At 59.5% G+C, this 14,243-nt stretch carries 12 protein-coding genes and 4 pseudogenes; 9 read left to right on the top strand and 7 right to left on the bottom strand.

The genetic code is table 11. The features are described from left to right. Positions 1 to 99: 99 nt before the first annotated feature. Positions 100 to 669 carry a YceI family protein gene (locus tag QK293_RS13705; RefSeq protein WP_282377790.1) on the bottom strand — a complete coding sequence of 190 codons (570 nt, stop codon included), beginning with the start codon at positions 667 to 669 and terminating at the stop codon, positions 100 to 102. Positions 670 to 781: 112 nt separating this feature from the next. On the opposite strand from QK293_RS13705, the pseudogene QK293_RS13700 reads away from it, so the two are divergent. After that, positions 782 to 1,285: pseudogene (locus tag QK293_RS13700) on the top strand (NmrA family transcriptional regulator); the annotation flags it as partial. Positions 1,286 to 1,300: 15 nt separating this feature from the next. Here the strand turns inward: QK293_RS13700 and QK293_RS13695 are convergent. Together QK293_RS13695 and QK293_RS13690 are read right to left on the bottom strand one after the other, a co-directional pair. Further along, a complete protein-coding gene (locus tag QK293_RS13695) occupies positions 1,301 to 1,990 on the bottom strand; it encodes a phosphoribosyltransferase (protein ID WP_282377789.1) in 690 nt (229 codons plus the stop codon). Positions 1,991 to 2,093: 103 nt separating this feature from the next. Continuing rightward, on the bottom strand, positions 2,094 to 2,978 hold the full coding sequence (locus tag QK293_RS13690) for a universal stress protein (RefSeq protein ID WP_282377788.1): 885 nt from the start codon (positions 2,976 to 2,978) through the stop codon (positions 2,094 to 2,096). Positions 2,979 to 3,214: 236 nt separating this feature from the next. Here QK293_RS13690 and QK293_RS13685 point away from each other — a divergent pair. The 3 genes and pseudogenes from QK293_RS13685 (at position 3,215) to QK293_RS13675 (ending at position 4,899) form a co-directional block, all read left to right on the top strand. Next, positions 3,215 to 3,793: pseudogene (locus QK293_RS13685) on the top strand (cyclic nucleotide-binding domain-containing protein). A gap of 31 nt (positions 3,794 to 3,824) precedes the next feature. After that, positions 3,825 to 3,962 (top strand): annotated as a pseudogene (locus tag QK293_RS13680) (alcohol dehydrogenase); the annotation flags it as partial. 373 nt (positions 3,963 to 4,335) lie between these two features. Further along, complete coding sequence (locus QK293_RS13675) at positions 4,336 to 4,899, top strand: GNAT family N-acetyltransferase (RefSeq protein ID WP_282377787.1); 564 nt, start codon at positions 4,336 to 4,338, stop codon at positions 4,897 to 4,899. Positions 4,900 to 4,951: 52 nt separating this feature from the next. On the opposite strand, the gene QK293_RS13670 is transcribed toward QK293_RS13675, so the two are convergent. Next, a complete protein-coding gene (locus QK293_RS13670) occupies positions 4,952 to 5,875 on the bottom strand; it encodes a universal stress protein (RefSeq protein WP_282377786.1) in 924 nt (307 codons plus the stop codon). A gap of 307 nt (positions 5,876 to 6,182) precedes the next feature. On the opposite strand from QK293_RS13670, the gene QK293_RS13665 reads away from it, so the two are divergent. Next, on the top strand, positions 6,183 to 7,109 hold the full coding sequence (locus QK293_RS13665) for a universal stress protein (protein ID WP_282377785.1): 927 nt from the start codon (positions 6,183 to 6,185) through the stop codon (positions 7,107 to 7,109). A 67-nt stretch (positions 7,110 to 7,176) separates the two neighbouring features. On the opposite strand, the pseudogene QK293_RS13660 reads toward QK293_RS13665, so the two are convergent. From QK293_RS13660 to QK293_RS13650, 3 genes and pseudogenes are all read right to left on the bottom strand, one after another. Then, a pseudogene (locus QK293_RS13660) lies at positions 7,177 to 7,816 on the bottom strand (hypothetical protein). A 197-nt stretch (positions 7,817 to 8,013) separates the two neighbouring features. Further along, positions 8,014 to 9,357, bottom strand: coding sequence for a HAMP domain-containing sensor histidine kinase (locus QK293_RS13655; protein WP_282377784.1), 1,344 nt, complete (start codon positions 9,355 to 9,357; stop codon positions 8,014 to 8,016). Continuing rightward, positions 9,354 to 10,013: a response regulator transcription factor gene (locus QK293_RS13650; protein ID WP_282377783.1), complete on the bottom strand. Its 660-nt coding sequence runs from the start codon at positions 10,011 to 10,013 to the stop codon at positions 9,354 to 9,356. The genes QK293_RS13655 and QK293_RS13650 overlap by 4 nt, the downstream gene beginning before the upstream one ends. A gap of 132 nt (positions 10,014 to 10,145) precedes the next feature. On the opposite strand from QK293_RS13650, the gene QK293_RS13645 reads away from it, so the two are divergent. The 4 genes from QK293_RS13645 to QK293_RS13630 all read left to right on the top strand — a co-directional run bounded on the left by QK293_RS13645 (position 10,146) and on the right by QK293_RS13630 (position 14,193). Next, on the top strand, positions 10,146 to 10,469 hold the full coding sequence (locus QK293_RS13645; RefSeq protein ID WP_282377782.1) for a PepSY domain-containing protein: 324 nt from the start codon (positions 10,146 to 10,148) through the stop codon (positions 10,467 to 10,469). Positions 10,470 to 10,561: 92 nt separating this feature from the next. Next, positions 10,562 to 11,032: a DUF2271 domain-containing protein gene (locus QK293_RS13640; protein WP_282377781.1), complete on the top strand. Its 471-nt coding sequence runs from the start codon at positions 10,562 to 10,564 to the stop codon at positions 11,030 to 11,032. 25 nt (positions 11,033 to 11,057) lie between these two features. Then, positions 11,058 to 13,238, top strand: coding sequence for a PepSY domain-containing protein (locus tag QK293_RS13635; RefSeq protein ID WP_282377780.1), 2,181 nt, complete (start codon positions 11,058 to 11,060; stop codon positions 13,236 to 13,238). After that, entirely contained in the window at positions 13,222 to 14,193 is a 972-nt protein-coding gene (locus QK293_RS13630; RefSeq protein WP_282377779.1) for an FAD:protein FMN transferase, read from the top strand. Before QK293_RS13635 ends, QK293_RS13630 begins: the two co-directional genes overlap by 17 nt. Positions 14,194 to 14,243 lie beyond the last annotated feature (50 nt).

Here is a 14,243-nt window from a genome sequence, read left to right as displayed (position 1 = left end):
CTATCATAACGTGCTGGAGCAGCGCGGCTTACAAAGTACTCGCCGGTATGGACAAGTCCCTGTGGCGAGGGGCAAACAACGTGGAGTACCAGACGCACGTTACTGCTCCGGCGCAACCATGCGAAACCGGATATTGATCTTGTCAGAGACGACACCGTCGGCCCATTCGCCTTCACCGACTTTGAAGTCGCTGCGTTTGAGCGTTAACTGGCCATCGAAAATCCCGATGGCGTTCTCGGACTTCAGGAGGACCGGCACATCCACTTCACGCGTTATCCCCCTGAGCGTGAGTTTTCCGGTGATCGAGTAGTGGTTGTCGCTCAACACCTTCACGCCGGTCGATTCAAACGTCGCCACTGGAAACGATGCCGAGTCGAACCAGGCTGGCTTTTGCAGTTCGCTGTTGGCGTCGCTGCTTCCGGCATCGATGCTGTCGAGCTGGATGGTGAGCGCGGTGTGGGCTGCTGACGGGTTCGCCGTGTCGAAATCAAGCGTGGCCTCGAACTTGCCGAACGTGCCGTATACCCGCGAGGAGAACTGTTTATACGTGAAGGAGATCGTGCTGGCGGTTTCATTCACCTGCGTGTACTCGACCGCCTGGACGCAAGGCAACACGCCGAATGCGAGGGCGGCAACCAGCGCCGCGCAGGTCAGGAATCGATGTTTCATGGGTTCTCCGGTCGGGGCTCCCGTCATGAGCTGAGGCGCCGCACACGTTAGCCAGCGACAGGTGGACTAAAGCAAAGAAACGCCGTTTATTCCACCTGGCGCTCTCCTGTTCGCTGCCGAAAAGGTAGCCGGCACCAAACACCATGTTGCCCTGTCAGTCGTCGGCACCGAACGTATGCTCGGCAGTGGTTATTTTCGGGCCAAGATGGCCCAGGAAAAACTCATCAAAGCGTCAGGCGTTCCCTACACCATCCTGCGCGCCACGCAATTCTTCGAGTTCATTGGTGTCATTGCTTACTCGGGTCGCGAGGACGGTAACACCATCCATTTAACGTCTGCCGCGTTGCAACCGGTGGCCTCGGTCGATGTCGCAGCCGCACTGACGGATCTCGCTCAAAAAGCGCCGATCAATCAGACAGTGGAAGTAGCCGGGCCTGATCGCCGACCGATTGTCGAGTTCGTGAGCGAGTACCTGAAACACACCAAGGACCCGCGCGAGGCGGTTTCGGACGACACGGTTCCTTACTTCGGCGCGCCGATCGATGACAAATCCCTCACGCCAGGCGATAAGCCCATTGTCGGAGCGACCCGGTTTGAAGACTGGCTAGAGGCCTCGCATCCCTCTGAGTCGCTATTGACGATAATGATCAGCGGCGCTGGACTCTCGCTGCCAGGCCCGCCGCAACAGCTTGATGACCTCGGCATCCGAGGTCTGGGTAAAGTCCATGTACCAACGGCCGATCGACATGAGCCAGTCGGGAATGAGCGGGCATATCAGCTCATCCACCTCGCTGCGCAGCGCCTCCGCCGTCTCAATCGGCGCCACCGGCACGGCAACGACGATACGCGACGGCGCCTGCACACGCACCGCGTGTATCGCCGCCATCATCGAGGCGCCTGTCGCCAGGCCGTCGTCGATCAGAATCACCACTTGATCCTTGAGTTGCACAGGCCCGCGCGTTCCCCGGTAAACCTGCTCGCGGCGCAACAGCTCCCGGGTTTCCCGTTCGACCACGGTATCGAACGTGGCCTTATCAATCGGATGGGCCCGCAGCGCGTGTTCATTGAGGACTTGGATGCCGCCGCTGGCGATGGCGCCCATGGCGAGCTCCTGATGGGACGGAACCCCGAGCTTGCGCACCAGCATCAGGTCGAGGCGAACCTCCAGGGCAGTGGCCACTTCATAGGCGACCGGCACACCACCACGGGGCAAGGCAAGGACGATGACATCGGGTCGATGCGCGTATTTGAGTAACGGCTCCACCAGACGTCGACCGGCCGCGGCCCGGTCCTGCAGGATGGTTGGCGATGAGGGACTCATTTGAAAACCTCCTCGGGCGATCACGCCTGTTGGTTCGCATCACACGGCCACCCAGGATTGTCGGTGTGACGGTGGCTGACATCAAGTTCAGCCTCGACGCCCTCTAGACCGCCAGAACGCTGCAAGACACCTGATACAGAATATGTTCGGTCGTGCTGCCCAGAAGCTTGTCCACCCCATGGGACTGGACTCTGCCCATCACAATCACATCCACTTGATGCGCGTTGGCGAACTCGCTCAGCGCCGTGACGGGTTGCCCCTCAATGAAATGTCGACGATCAGAGGGCACACCGAACCGACCGGCCAACTTGAGGAATGATTTTTCCAGGTCTCTGCGCAGCGCTTTAGTGAGTTCAGCCAGCGTCAGACCGCCCATGTCCGCCAGGAACGCGGCCGAAATATTGCAGGCGTACAGCAAATGCAACTCGGCATCACACTGCATGGCGAGGCCGCACGCTTGCTGGATGATCCGGTCATTCAGCTCGTTGTCGGGAGACGCGGCATCCGACACTTCCACCGCTGCAACGACCTTGCGTGGTAACACGTAGCCGCTCCCGCCCACCAGATAAAGCGGTATCGGACAGTGGCGCAGCAAGTGCCAATCCAGTGGCGTGAAAAAAGCGCGTTTAAGCGCTGATTCATGCTGAACTTCCTTGATCAACAGGTCGGGCTGCATTTCCATGACGTGATCAAGGATTGCTTCGCGCATATCATCGGCCCATGCCACCTCTGTGGTGACGCCGATGCCCCTGCCTCGCAGACTTTTTGCCTGAGCCTTTAGCCAGTCGCAATGATCCTGCAGGTAGCGCTCCCGAGCCTTTTCCCGGTCACCTTCTTCGAGCAGCGACAACAGATCCAATGATGGAATCAAGGCGGCGATATGCAAACTCGCGCCGCTGGCCATGCTCAGCGCTGCAGCATGGTTTATTGCCTGGGAATGGCGCAGGGCCGGGTTGATTATCAGTAACAACCGTTGATACTGGCTCATGATCTACCTCCAGTCAGGTGGGTCTTTGACGCTCGCTGTCCATCGACCGTTGCCGAGGCCAGCCGTTGCGTCCCCGCAGGATCGAGCACCCGCGTTAATCCAGATTCCTCCTCCAGCACTCCCCTGCCGTTGATCTATATCAGATCCCTGTGTGAAGCATAGACATCCGTCGATTCCGGGTGTCCGAAACGGCCTACCCTCTATGCTTGATACGTCCATGGAATGGCGTCATTGACATGCCTGAAGTTCGCCCCCTTCAAGCTCATTACCTAAAGGCTGCCTGCTCCAACTGCAGCGTACTGGAGTGGTGCCTGCCAATTGGCCTGACCGGTCAGGAAGTCGAGCGCCTGGACACCCTGATCGTGCAACGCTTCAAGGTTAAAAAAAAGCGTTGCACTTTACCGCGCAGGCGATCCGTTGCGCTCCCTGTACGCAGTCCGTATCGGCTTGTTCAAGACCCGTGTGCTCTTGGTCGATGGTCGGGAGCAGGTCACCGGCTTCCAGATGCCTGGCGAGATGCTCGGCCTGGATGCCATCAGCACGGACCTGCATGCCTGCAATGCGTTTGCTCTGGAGGACAGCGAAGTCTGCCCCCCACTTTGCTCATCTGGAAAAACTCACCCGGGAACTGCCGTCGCTGCAGCACAACCTGAACAAAGTACTGAGTCGGGAAATCGTGCGCGATCACGACATGCTGATGATGCTGGGCAACATGAACTCGGATGAGCGCCTGGCCGCTTTTCTGCAACGTCAAAATCCACAACATGGAAGGACTCAAGCAGCTGGTTGTGGGCTGTCATCGCCACCTTCGCTAATACCGCACGTCTGGAGAATCATCATGCGCGCCTCTATGGCTTCGGTGCGGCAGCACATTTGGCCATACAAGCGGCGCGAGGCCGCGGGCAGCAGGTGTATGCCTTCACCCGACCGGATGACAGCGAAGGCCAGGCCTATGCCCGATCACTGGGTGCCGAATGGGCAGGTCAGTTCAGCGGCGCGATCGTGCTCACCCCCTGACGTTCGGCCTGACCGCCAGAATGCTGCCCTGGCCAGCGCGACAGCCCGGAACAAGGCTGGAGACTGATGCAGGGTTTGATCGGCGATCAGCAACAAACGTTGATATTGACCCATCACACACCTCGGCTCGACGCCGGCCCTCAAGCGCCGGCAAGGTCTAAGACTGCGCTCGTTGCCCCCTCCCCCAGGTTGATTTACATCAAACATGAGTACATGAACACCTTCTGTCACGACTCTCTGATCCAGATCAGATTCAAGCGCCGCCAGCGGCGTAAAAAGGAATGAACCGCGTGGTTCGACACCGCGCGACAGCCTTTCAAACCGGATGGAGGATCACCCCATGCTCAATGTCAAAGACCACAATGATCGGGTTGCGGCCGCCTATGCGACAGTCACCGGACAATACTGGATTGAAGCGCTCAAGGATGGCCGCCATATACTGATCCGGCCGCTGGCGGAAAAAGACCGCGAGCGTGAATACGCCTTTATCAAGCGTCTGTCCGCCGAGTCCCGGCATATGCGCTTTCTCGCGCAGATCAACGAACCCGGCACCGCCTTGCTCAATCAGTTGATGGACACCGATAACAATCAGCGGCTGGCTTACATCGCGCTGGTCCATGAAAACGGCCAACTGATCGAGATCGGCGTCAGCCGCTACGCTGCCACGGGCGAGCATGAATGTGAATGCGCCGTGACCGTCGCCGATGACTGGAAGCATCTGGGCCTGGGTCAGCTACTGATGGAGCATTTGATCAAGGCTGCTCGCAAGAATGGTTTTCGTCAGATGTATTCGGTTGATGCCTCCAGCAACGCCCCCATGCGCGACCTGGCCAAAGCCCTGGGTTTTGAGACGCACAATGATCCCGATGACAGCCGTCAGGTCATCCATCGTCTGTACCTTTAAAAATTTCCCCGCGATGTTCCGGCCAACGGTTCATCGCGGGGCGATCCAGCACTCAGGATTGCAGCATCCTGCCGGGTTTGATCGCCAGCACACTGCAAGGCGCCCGATGCAAGAGTTGTTCGGCCGTGGTTCCCAATAACGTGTTCAACCCCTTGTGCTGCACCGTCCCCATCACAATGACATCGGTGCGGTGGTCTGCGGCAAACTCACAAATACTCGACAGCGGCACGCCCTCGATGAAGTGGCGACATTCCGGTGGCACGCCATGGCGTTCGGCCAGGGCGGCAAATGCCTCGTGCTGAACCGATCCCAAGACTTCAAAAATCCCCGTGGCCAGCGGCAGTGCGCCAAAGCCCATGTCCTGGGCATACACGGCCGTCCAGTCATAGGCATGCAGCAGCTCAAGCCGGGCATCACACAGCGCGGCCAACTTCGCCGCGGCGTCAATAATCTGGTCGTTGAACACTTGGTCCTGCTCTTCGCTGCGCAAGACATCGACGATGGCCAGCACGTTGCGTGGTCGTGGATTGAGGGCGTTGGTCACCAGATGCACCGGCACCGGACAATCGCGCAGCAGCTGCCAATCCAGCGGCGTGAAAAACACCCGTTTCAACGCTGATTCTTCCTCGGCATCCTTGATGATCAGCGCCAGCGGCATCTCGTTGACGAAGTGCAAGATCTCCTCGTAAGGATGCTGTACCCACACCACTTCGCTGGTGACCTCGACACCGTGTTTGCTCATTAACCCGGCTTGCTCCGCGAGCCAATGCCGATGGGTGTGCAAATAACCGTCCCGGGCCAGGTTGATTTGTTCAGGGGCGAACAGGCCGGCCACCGCCAGCGCCTGCAAATAATCGAACGCCACGATGTGCAACGGCATTTGCATGGCGAGTGCCAATGCGGCGGCACGGTCGAACGCCGGTGTGCGGGTCATGGCTGGCGGGGCAATTAACAGTAAACGTTGAGTCTGCGACATGGGGCACCTCGGCACGCGGCCATCTGCCTGGAGTAAGAACTGCAGATTGAGCGTTTCAGGTTCGGACGACTTGATCTTTGTCAGCTACACCACGCGTACACTTAATGCATCAGGATGCCCGCCCACACCGTCAATCTCAGCAATACCGGGTGACCACACGTCGGACAGCCCGCTCCGTCACGCGTCTGTTTGATGCAGATCAACCCCCAAACCTCGGCCAGCGGCAGCATCGGCATCAGTTGCCCATCCAACTAACCCGCGGCCATTTCGGGCCAGCGTCTGCGCAATGATTTAAGGGAGATTTATCATGTCCGAACAATCACGTTTCATGCTGGTCGCCTCGCCCCTGATGGAAAACAGCCCAGCTTTCGACCGCGCCGCCGCGCTGGCCAAGGCTGAAGGTGCAGCGCTGCACATCGTGGCCTTCGATTACCTGGAAGGCCTGGCGACCGCCGGCATGGTTAATGAACAGGCCCTGGAACAGATGCGCCTTGGGTATGTCGAGCGCCATCGTCAATGGCTGGAAGAACAGGCTCGCCCCTTGCGCAAAATCGGCGTGACTGTCACCACGGAAGTGGTCTGGGTTGAAAAACCTTTGCAGGAAATCCTGATCCACCTCAAAGAGCAGCCGATGGCCTTGCTGATCAAAGCGCTGGAACACCCGTCGCTGCTGTCGCGGATGCTGTTTACGCCCCTGGATATCCACTTACTGCGCGAATGCCCGGTACCGCTGCATTTTGTCAGCCATGTTCAGCATGCCTTGCCGCGCAGGATCGTCGCGGCGGTCGATCCCTTCCATCGCGACGGTCAATACAAAGGCTTCAATGACCGAATCCTGCATGAGGCGGTGAAGTTGGCCACGGCGTGCAACGCCCAGATCGACGTCCTCTACGCCTATGACCTGTCTTCTATCGGCGCCGATGAATTCGGCTTCGACAACGCTTCTGCCTTCTTTTCCTCGAGCAACGCCAAGACCCTGTTCGATGCACAGGGCGAAGTCTTCAATGAGTTGGCCGAGCGCAATGGCATCCCACCGGAGCGACGCCACATGGTCATGGGCAATCCGGCCAAGGTTCTGGCCAGTTATGCCGATGCCTATAACGTCGACGTGATTGTCATGGGACGGGTCGGTCATAACGGCCTGGAGCGGCTGATCGGCAGCACGGTGGAACACCTGCTGTACAAAATGCCCTGCAGCGTTTGGGTGGTGTCGCCGGAAGAACTCGCGGGTTGATCGCAAATCGATTCAATCCAGAAAGCCAATGGGCCGCCGTGTTAACGGCAGCCCATTGTTTGGTTGCCTACACCAGCAGACTCCAGAGCATGATGTGCAACAGGTGCTCCGCCATCGGCTGAGTCAATGCCAGCATCGTCAGGAAACCCAGTGCAATCAGTAGCGGATACGCCATCAACAGTTCGCAAAGGGAGTATTTCCAGGCCAACGGGCGCCCGACCCCGAGCATGGCCGCATACATCCAGGACACGGCTGACAGCGAGCCGCAGAACAGCGCCAGCATCCGTGCGCTGAATCCGAGTTGAGCAAGGCGCCCGCCTTTTGCAGTGCGGGCAATACCAGGCGATGCAACAAGATGCCGTTGTAACTCAACAACATGACAATAATGACTTTGGCTTGAAGTTTTGGGTTCATAAAGTAATTCATACCTTTATCCAGGTAATCAATACCGATAACGGCGATACCGGTCACCCACAACGCTATCAATGCAACGATGACAGACGTCTGAAGACTTTCCATGTGAGCACTATCATGCTCAGTGAATGCTTTTCGCTTTAACAGATCTCTAACCATCGCAATATCGCTGGTCAATACCAAGCCGATGGCCACACAACACGACACTAAATGAACGTAAATCACGCCCAATCGCAAAAAAACTCCATAAACTCTTTATTTTCGAGCAGGCTCATAATTGTATTTATCGCCACGGTACTTTCCAGGTCTTGGGTGACGCGCTGCGGGATCAGAGGCCCCCGATCCCGGAATGTTCATTTTTTGATCACACTACCGACAAACGGTGGTTCCCACTATAATAGTCATACTTTTCACTTTAAAAAACACACTAACTTTATCGAGCGTACGGACAGCACGTTAACGTTGACAACGTCAGTATTTGGCACAGCCCTCAGCCTTCGACAGTCGACGCGAGCGGAAACCAGACGCAGACTTCGAATCCTTCCGTTCGACCTGTAGCCGGCGATACCAGCCGTATTCTCGCGTTGACTCCCTGCACAATGGTTTTGGCAATCGCCAACCCCAACCCTGAACCGCTGGTTTCACTGTTGCCCCGCACAAAGCGCTCGGTGAGGCGCTGCAACACCGGCTCGGGCACCGCCGGGCCACCATTGACCACCCGCAGCAGCGCCTGGTCGGTGAGGCTGACTTCGACCGGTTGATCCGCGGCGCCATACTTGAGCGCATTCTCGACCAGGTTGCGCAACAGGATTGCGAAGGCGTCCGGATCAATCGCCGAGTACACGCTGGCTTGGGTTGGCAGTTGCAACTCGATCCGGTGCCCACGGCTGTGGTTCCACTCATCGACTACATGGGCCAGCAACGGAATGAGGTCCTGGGGCGTTTCGGACAACAGCCCACCGCCCTCGGCCTTGGCCAGCTGCATGAGTTTTTCCGAGAGCCGCGTCAGCTCGCGTAACGAGCTTTCGATTTTAGCCGCACGTAACCGCAACGGGCCTTCGGGCGCTTCGTGACGCAAACGCTGGATCTGCGCCAGGGTCGCGGCCAGTGGCGTGCGCAGTTCATGGGCGCTGTTGGCAGTAAAGCTGCGTTCGGCCTCCAAGGCCTTGCGCAAGCGCTCCAGCAGATGATTGACCGCCTCGGCCAGCGGGGCGATTTCCGCCGGCAATCGCGCCACTTTGATCGGCGACAGATCACCCACGCCGCGGGCCTCTACGGCACGATGATAGGCCAATACACTGCGCAGGCTGATGCGCACAAATATCCAGGTGCCAAACAGGCTGATGGGAATCAGCGCCAATAACGGCAACAACAAGGCAAGCAAAGCTTCCCGCGCGGCTTCACGGCGATGCTCCAGAGGTTCGGCGATTTCGATGAACACCGTCTCACGCAGCGCACTGGCGCCGTACAGACGGTATTTTTTCGTGGTTGAAAAGCCTTCGGTAGGTTGTTGGTTGAAGATCTTCGGGTTGGCGTCGTGGGACTGCATCAGGATTTCGCCCTTAGTATCGCGCACCAGATACGTCAGGTATTCCTTGTGCATTTTCAAGGTGGCGACGTGCTGTGCCCCACGGGGGTTTTCCCGGTTGCTGATTTCCAACACGGCCAAGGGCAGGATGCGCTGCGCGGTCTCTTCCAGCGCACTGTCGAACGCCTCGTTCAACTCATGTTGCACCACCAGCCAGGCGCCGACGGTCGCCGCCAGCCAAAGTAAGGTCGTGCCCAACGTCAACCCCAGGCCAAGTCGTTTTTGCAGGCTTGACGACGGCTTCATACGGACATCAACCGGTACCCCATGCCCCGCACGGTTTCAATCAAGTCACGCCCAAGTTTCTTACGCAGACGGCTGATATAGACCTCGATGGTATTGCTCTCAATTTCCGCGCCGAAGGCATACAGCCGTTCTTCAAGCTGCGACTTGGACAGCAGCGCGCTGGGGCGCTGCACAAACGCCTCGAACAGCGCCCACTCCCGCGCTGTCAGGTCCACAGTCGCTCCGGCCCGCAGCACCGTACGGGCACTCATGTCGACCTGCAAATCACCGAGCTTGATCTGCGGATTGGGGTTGCCGCTGTAGCGCCGGGCCACCGCCGCCACACGGGCCGATAGCTCAAACAAATCGAACGGTTTGACCAAGTAGTCGTCTGCGCCGGCGTTGAGGCCAGCGATACGATCGGAAATCTGATCCTGGGCGGTCAGGATAATCACCGGGGTCACCTCCCCTGCCGAGCGTTGCTGACGCAAAAAATCCAGCCCGCGACCGTCCGGCAACATCAGGTCAAGCAGGATCAGGTCGTAAGGCGTGGTGCGCACGCTGTTGCGCGCATGGTCCAGGCGCTGCACCCAATCCACGGCGTGGCCGTCATCGGCAATCTGTTCGCGCACCGCCTCCCCCAACCCCGGTGCATCTTCGACCAATAAAACCCGCATCTGGCACCTCCTGTGATGGTTCTCGTGCAGCACCTTAATCGCCTTACCTGACGTGAATCTGAAGATTCAGCTGGTTGTCAGGAATGCACCTTAGGGTATGCCACAGACGCCGCCCTCGGCAGGAGACAGATCATGAAATCAGGTTTTTTTGCCAATGCCGCGCTGTTGAGCCTGCTGGTTAGCGGTTACGCCCTGGCGGATGACGACTGCAGCGACCCGGTGAGCGACTGGCAACCGCGCGAAACCTTGCGTCAGCAGGTAGAGCAGCAATACGGCTGGAGCGTGCAGCGCATCAAGGTCGACGACGGTTGTTACGAGCTCAAGGGGTTGGACCGCAAAGGCAACACCATTGAAGCCAGTTACTCACCGGCATCGCTGCGCCTGCGCACACTGGAGATCCATTTCCGGGACAACGGCGACGCCAGGGAATACCTCGGCAGCCTGCTCACCGAATGACGCCTCACCTGTCGATGAGTTTTTCCTGCCATTCAGGTTGCTGTCAGCCAGCAGGTCCAGGCTCTCGACCTAACGATCAAAAGGACACCCCCATGAAAAAGATCATCGCAGCAACCTGCCTCGCTGGCGCCATTGCCCTGCCAGGGCTGGCCCAGGCCCGTGAAGTGACCTTGACCACCCAGCTCAAGGACTACAGCGCAAATGATGCCTACCTGGCGATCTACGTCACCGACGCCAATGGCCAATACCAGAAAACCCTCTGGGTGGCGGGCAAGAAGACCAAGTACTACAAGCACCTGGGCGACTGGGCCCGTGGCAGCGGGCTGAAACCGAGCGAGTTTGACGGAATCAGCGGCGCCAGTGTCGGCAGTGGACGTACGCTCAAAGTCAGCGTCGAACTGGCAGACACCCTGATCGATGCCGGGTATCAGATCCGCATCGACAGCGCCGTTGAGGACAAACGTGACGCCCGCGCCGATGTCAGCGTGCCCCTGACGTCCAAGGGCGCAGGTAAGCCGGCGACCGGCAGTACCTACGTCGAGTCCTTTACTTACGATCTGTAGCACCTGCCATTTCTGGAGGCTGAACATGCTTCGCCAGTTCCATTCCCTACCTGGCCTGATCGCCGCCCTATTGGTCATGCTGTTGGCCATCAGCGGCGCGATCCTGTCTGTCGACCCGGCCCTGGAACGCCTGCACAGCACGTCCACCACTGCAGGACAACTCAGCGTCGGCCAACTGGCCGGGCGTGTTACCAGCCACTTCCCGGGCGTGGAGCAGATCCAGCGCACAGCGTCCGGGACAGTTATCGTCTACTACAACCAGAACGGTCAGGCCGGCGCCGAAAAAATCGACCCACTGACCGGCCAAGGCCTCGCACCCTACGAGCCATCCGCGTTCTCACGTTGGGTGAAAGACCTGCACCGCTCGCTGTTCCTTGGCGCGCCTGGACACGGAGTGTCGGGGGTTGGCGCGCTGTTGATGCTGATGCTGTCGGTGTCCGGCGCGCTGTTGCTGGCCCGGCGTCTGGGCGGTTGGCGCAACCTGTTGCGGCCACTGCGGGGCAGCTTCAGCCAGCGCTGGCATGCGGAAGTCGGGCGACTGGCATTGCTCGGGCTGCTGCTGTCGGCATTGAGCGGGCTCTACATGTCCGCCACCACCTTCGGTTTGATCGCCGACGGCAGTCAGAGTGAACCCGCCTTCCCCGCCCACGTCAGCGTCGGCCCGGCCTTACCGGTGGCGAGCCTGCGAGCCTTGCAGGCCACCGACCTGAATGACCTGCGCGAGCTGGTCTACCCGAGCCCCGGCAACCCTCAAGACGTGTTTTCCCTGCGCACGGTCCAGGGCGACGGCTACGTGGATCAGGCCAGCGGCGCCTTGTTGTCCTATCAAGCCCACGACTCGATGCACAACCTCTACGAATGGATCTATCAGATGCACACCGGCGAAGGCCTCTGGTGGCTGGGCCTGCCGCTTGGGCTCTGCGCCCTCTGCGTGCCGTTGATGAGCGTGACCGGCATCCTGTTGTGGTGGCGCCGCCGCAAGGCTGGCCCGAACATTCGCCACAACAGCCCTGCTCAATCCGCCGACAGCGTGATTCTGGTGGGCAGTGAAAACAACAGCACCTGGGGCTTTGCCAACACCTTGCATGAAGCCTTGCACCAGGGCGGACACCGGGTGCATAGCGCGGCGATGAATCAATACGCCAACGACTACGGCAGCGCCCAACGCGTGTTCATCCTCACCGCGACCCACGGTGACGGCGATGCGCCGGCCTCGGCTTCGCAGTTCCTGGCACGGCTGGCCAAAACCGGCCTCAACCCCGGCATGCCATTTGCCGTGCTGGGCTTGGGCGACCGCCAGTTCGCGCAGTTCTGTCAGTACGCCCAACAGGTGCAGGATGCGATGTTGCAAGCCGGTGGCTCGCCGTTACTGGGGCTGGAAACCGTCAACCGCCAGTCCTCTCAGGAATTTGCGCGCTGGGGCCACACCTTGGGTGAAGTGTTGGGGCATGACCTGATGCTGGTTCACACCCCGCAGCAGCCGCCGACCCATCAATTGGAGCTGACGGAGCGCATTGCCTATGGCGAACAGGTGAACGCGCCGACCCACGTACTCCGCTTCAAAGCACCCGGCGAACTGCCGGGCTTTCTGGCCGGTGACCTAGTCGGGATTCTGCCCCCGGGCAGCCCGATCCCACGTTTCTACTCGCTGGCCAGTGGTTCGCAGGACGGCGTACTGGAGATCTGTGTACGTAAACAAAAAGGTGGCATGTGCTCGGAATTTCTTCATGGCCTGGATATCGGTGCGCAGATCGAAGCTTTTATCCAGCCCAACCCGCAATTTCGTCCCGCATCGGGCTCGCACCCGGTGATCCTGATCGGCGCGGGTACCGGCATCGGTCCTCTGGCCGGTTTTATCCGCAACAACAAGGCCCGACACCCGATGCACTTGTATTGGGGCGGGCGCAACCCGGCCTCGGATTTTCTCTATGAACCGGAGCTCAACCAGTACTTGTCGGACCGACGCCTCACGGCATTGCGCGCCGCCTTCTCTCAGGTTCAGGACCGCAGCTACGTGCAAGACCGGCTGATCGGCGATGCCCTGGCCTTGCGCCGACTGATTGAAAAAGGTGCCCAGGTGCTGGTGTGTGGCAGTCGCGAAATGGCCAAAGGGGTGATGCAGGCCCTCGATGAAGTGTTGGCACCTCTCAACCTGAGTGTGCTGACCCTCAAGGCACAAGGACGCTACCGTGAAGACGTCTACTGAGTTGCAGCGCTATAGCCTGAACGGCGAAACCATGGGCACCCGCTACACCGCCCTGTTCTATGCAGGTACCGGGATCGACACCGACGAAATCGACCACCGTCTGGCGCGCGCCGTGGCCCGGGTGGACCAGCAAATGTCCGCATGGAAACCCGACTCTGACCTCAACCGTCTCAACGCCGCCCCAGAACAGGGATGGGTGTCAGTGCCCAAGGAACTGGCCACGGTGCTGTCTGTCGCGCTGCGTGTCAGTCAGCAATCCGGCGGCGCCTTTGACATCGCTGTCGGTGATCTGGTTAACGCCTGGGGGTTCGGCCCCGGGGAACAGACGGTCACAGAGCAGACGCCGGGCACGATTCCGCCGCGCCCCCGGCTGTTAGCCAGCGCAGCGTTGGTGGTTGACCCGCAACGCAATCAGGTGCGCAAGCGCGTGCCGTTGAACCTTGATTTGAGTGGCATCGCCAAAGGTTTTGGCGTTGATGAACTGGCTCGTTGCCTGGAGGGTTTGGGCATTACCTGCTACCTGGTCGGCATCGATGGCGAGATGCGCGCCCGGGGCGTCAAACCTGACGGCCAGTGCTGGGCCGTGGCCCTGGAAAAGCCCAACCGGGGCGTGCGTGAAGTCATGGGCGTGATGGAACTCAGCGATGCCGCTATTGCGACATCCGGGGACTATCGACACTGGGTCGACGTGGCCGGTCAATCCTATGCCCATACCATGAACCCGGCTACCGGCGCACCGCTGTGCAACCCGCTCGCCGCCGTCACCGTGGTGGCGGCCTCGTGCATGCTCGCCGATGCCTGGGCCACGGCGCTGATGGTATTGGGCGAAACCGAAGGCCCACGTCTGGCTCAGGAGCGCGGGATGGACGCGTTATTCGTGCTGCGCGAGGGTGAACAGTTCAAAGAAATATCCATTGTCGGCGGCCAGTTGCAGGCGCAGATTGAAACGCGCTGACGCCGATTGCCGAGCCGCTCGGAACCCGTCCGATTTGAAACACCTAATGA

It is taken from the genome of Pseudomonas sp. AL03 (assembly GCF_029960815.1).
Classification (GTDB): Bacteria; Pseudomonadota; Gammaproteobacteria; order Pseudomonadales; family Pseudomonadaceae; genus Aquipseudomonas.
The sequence above is the reverse complement of the archived record's forward strand: the minus strand, read 5'-3'. Positions and strand labels throughout refer to the sequence as shown.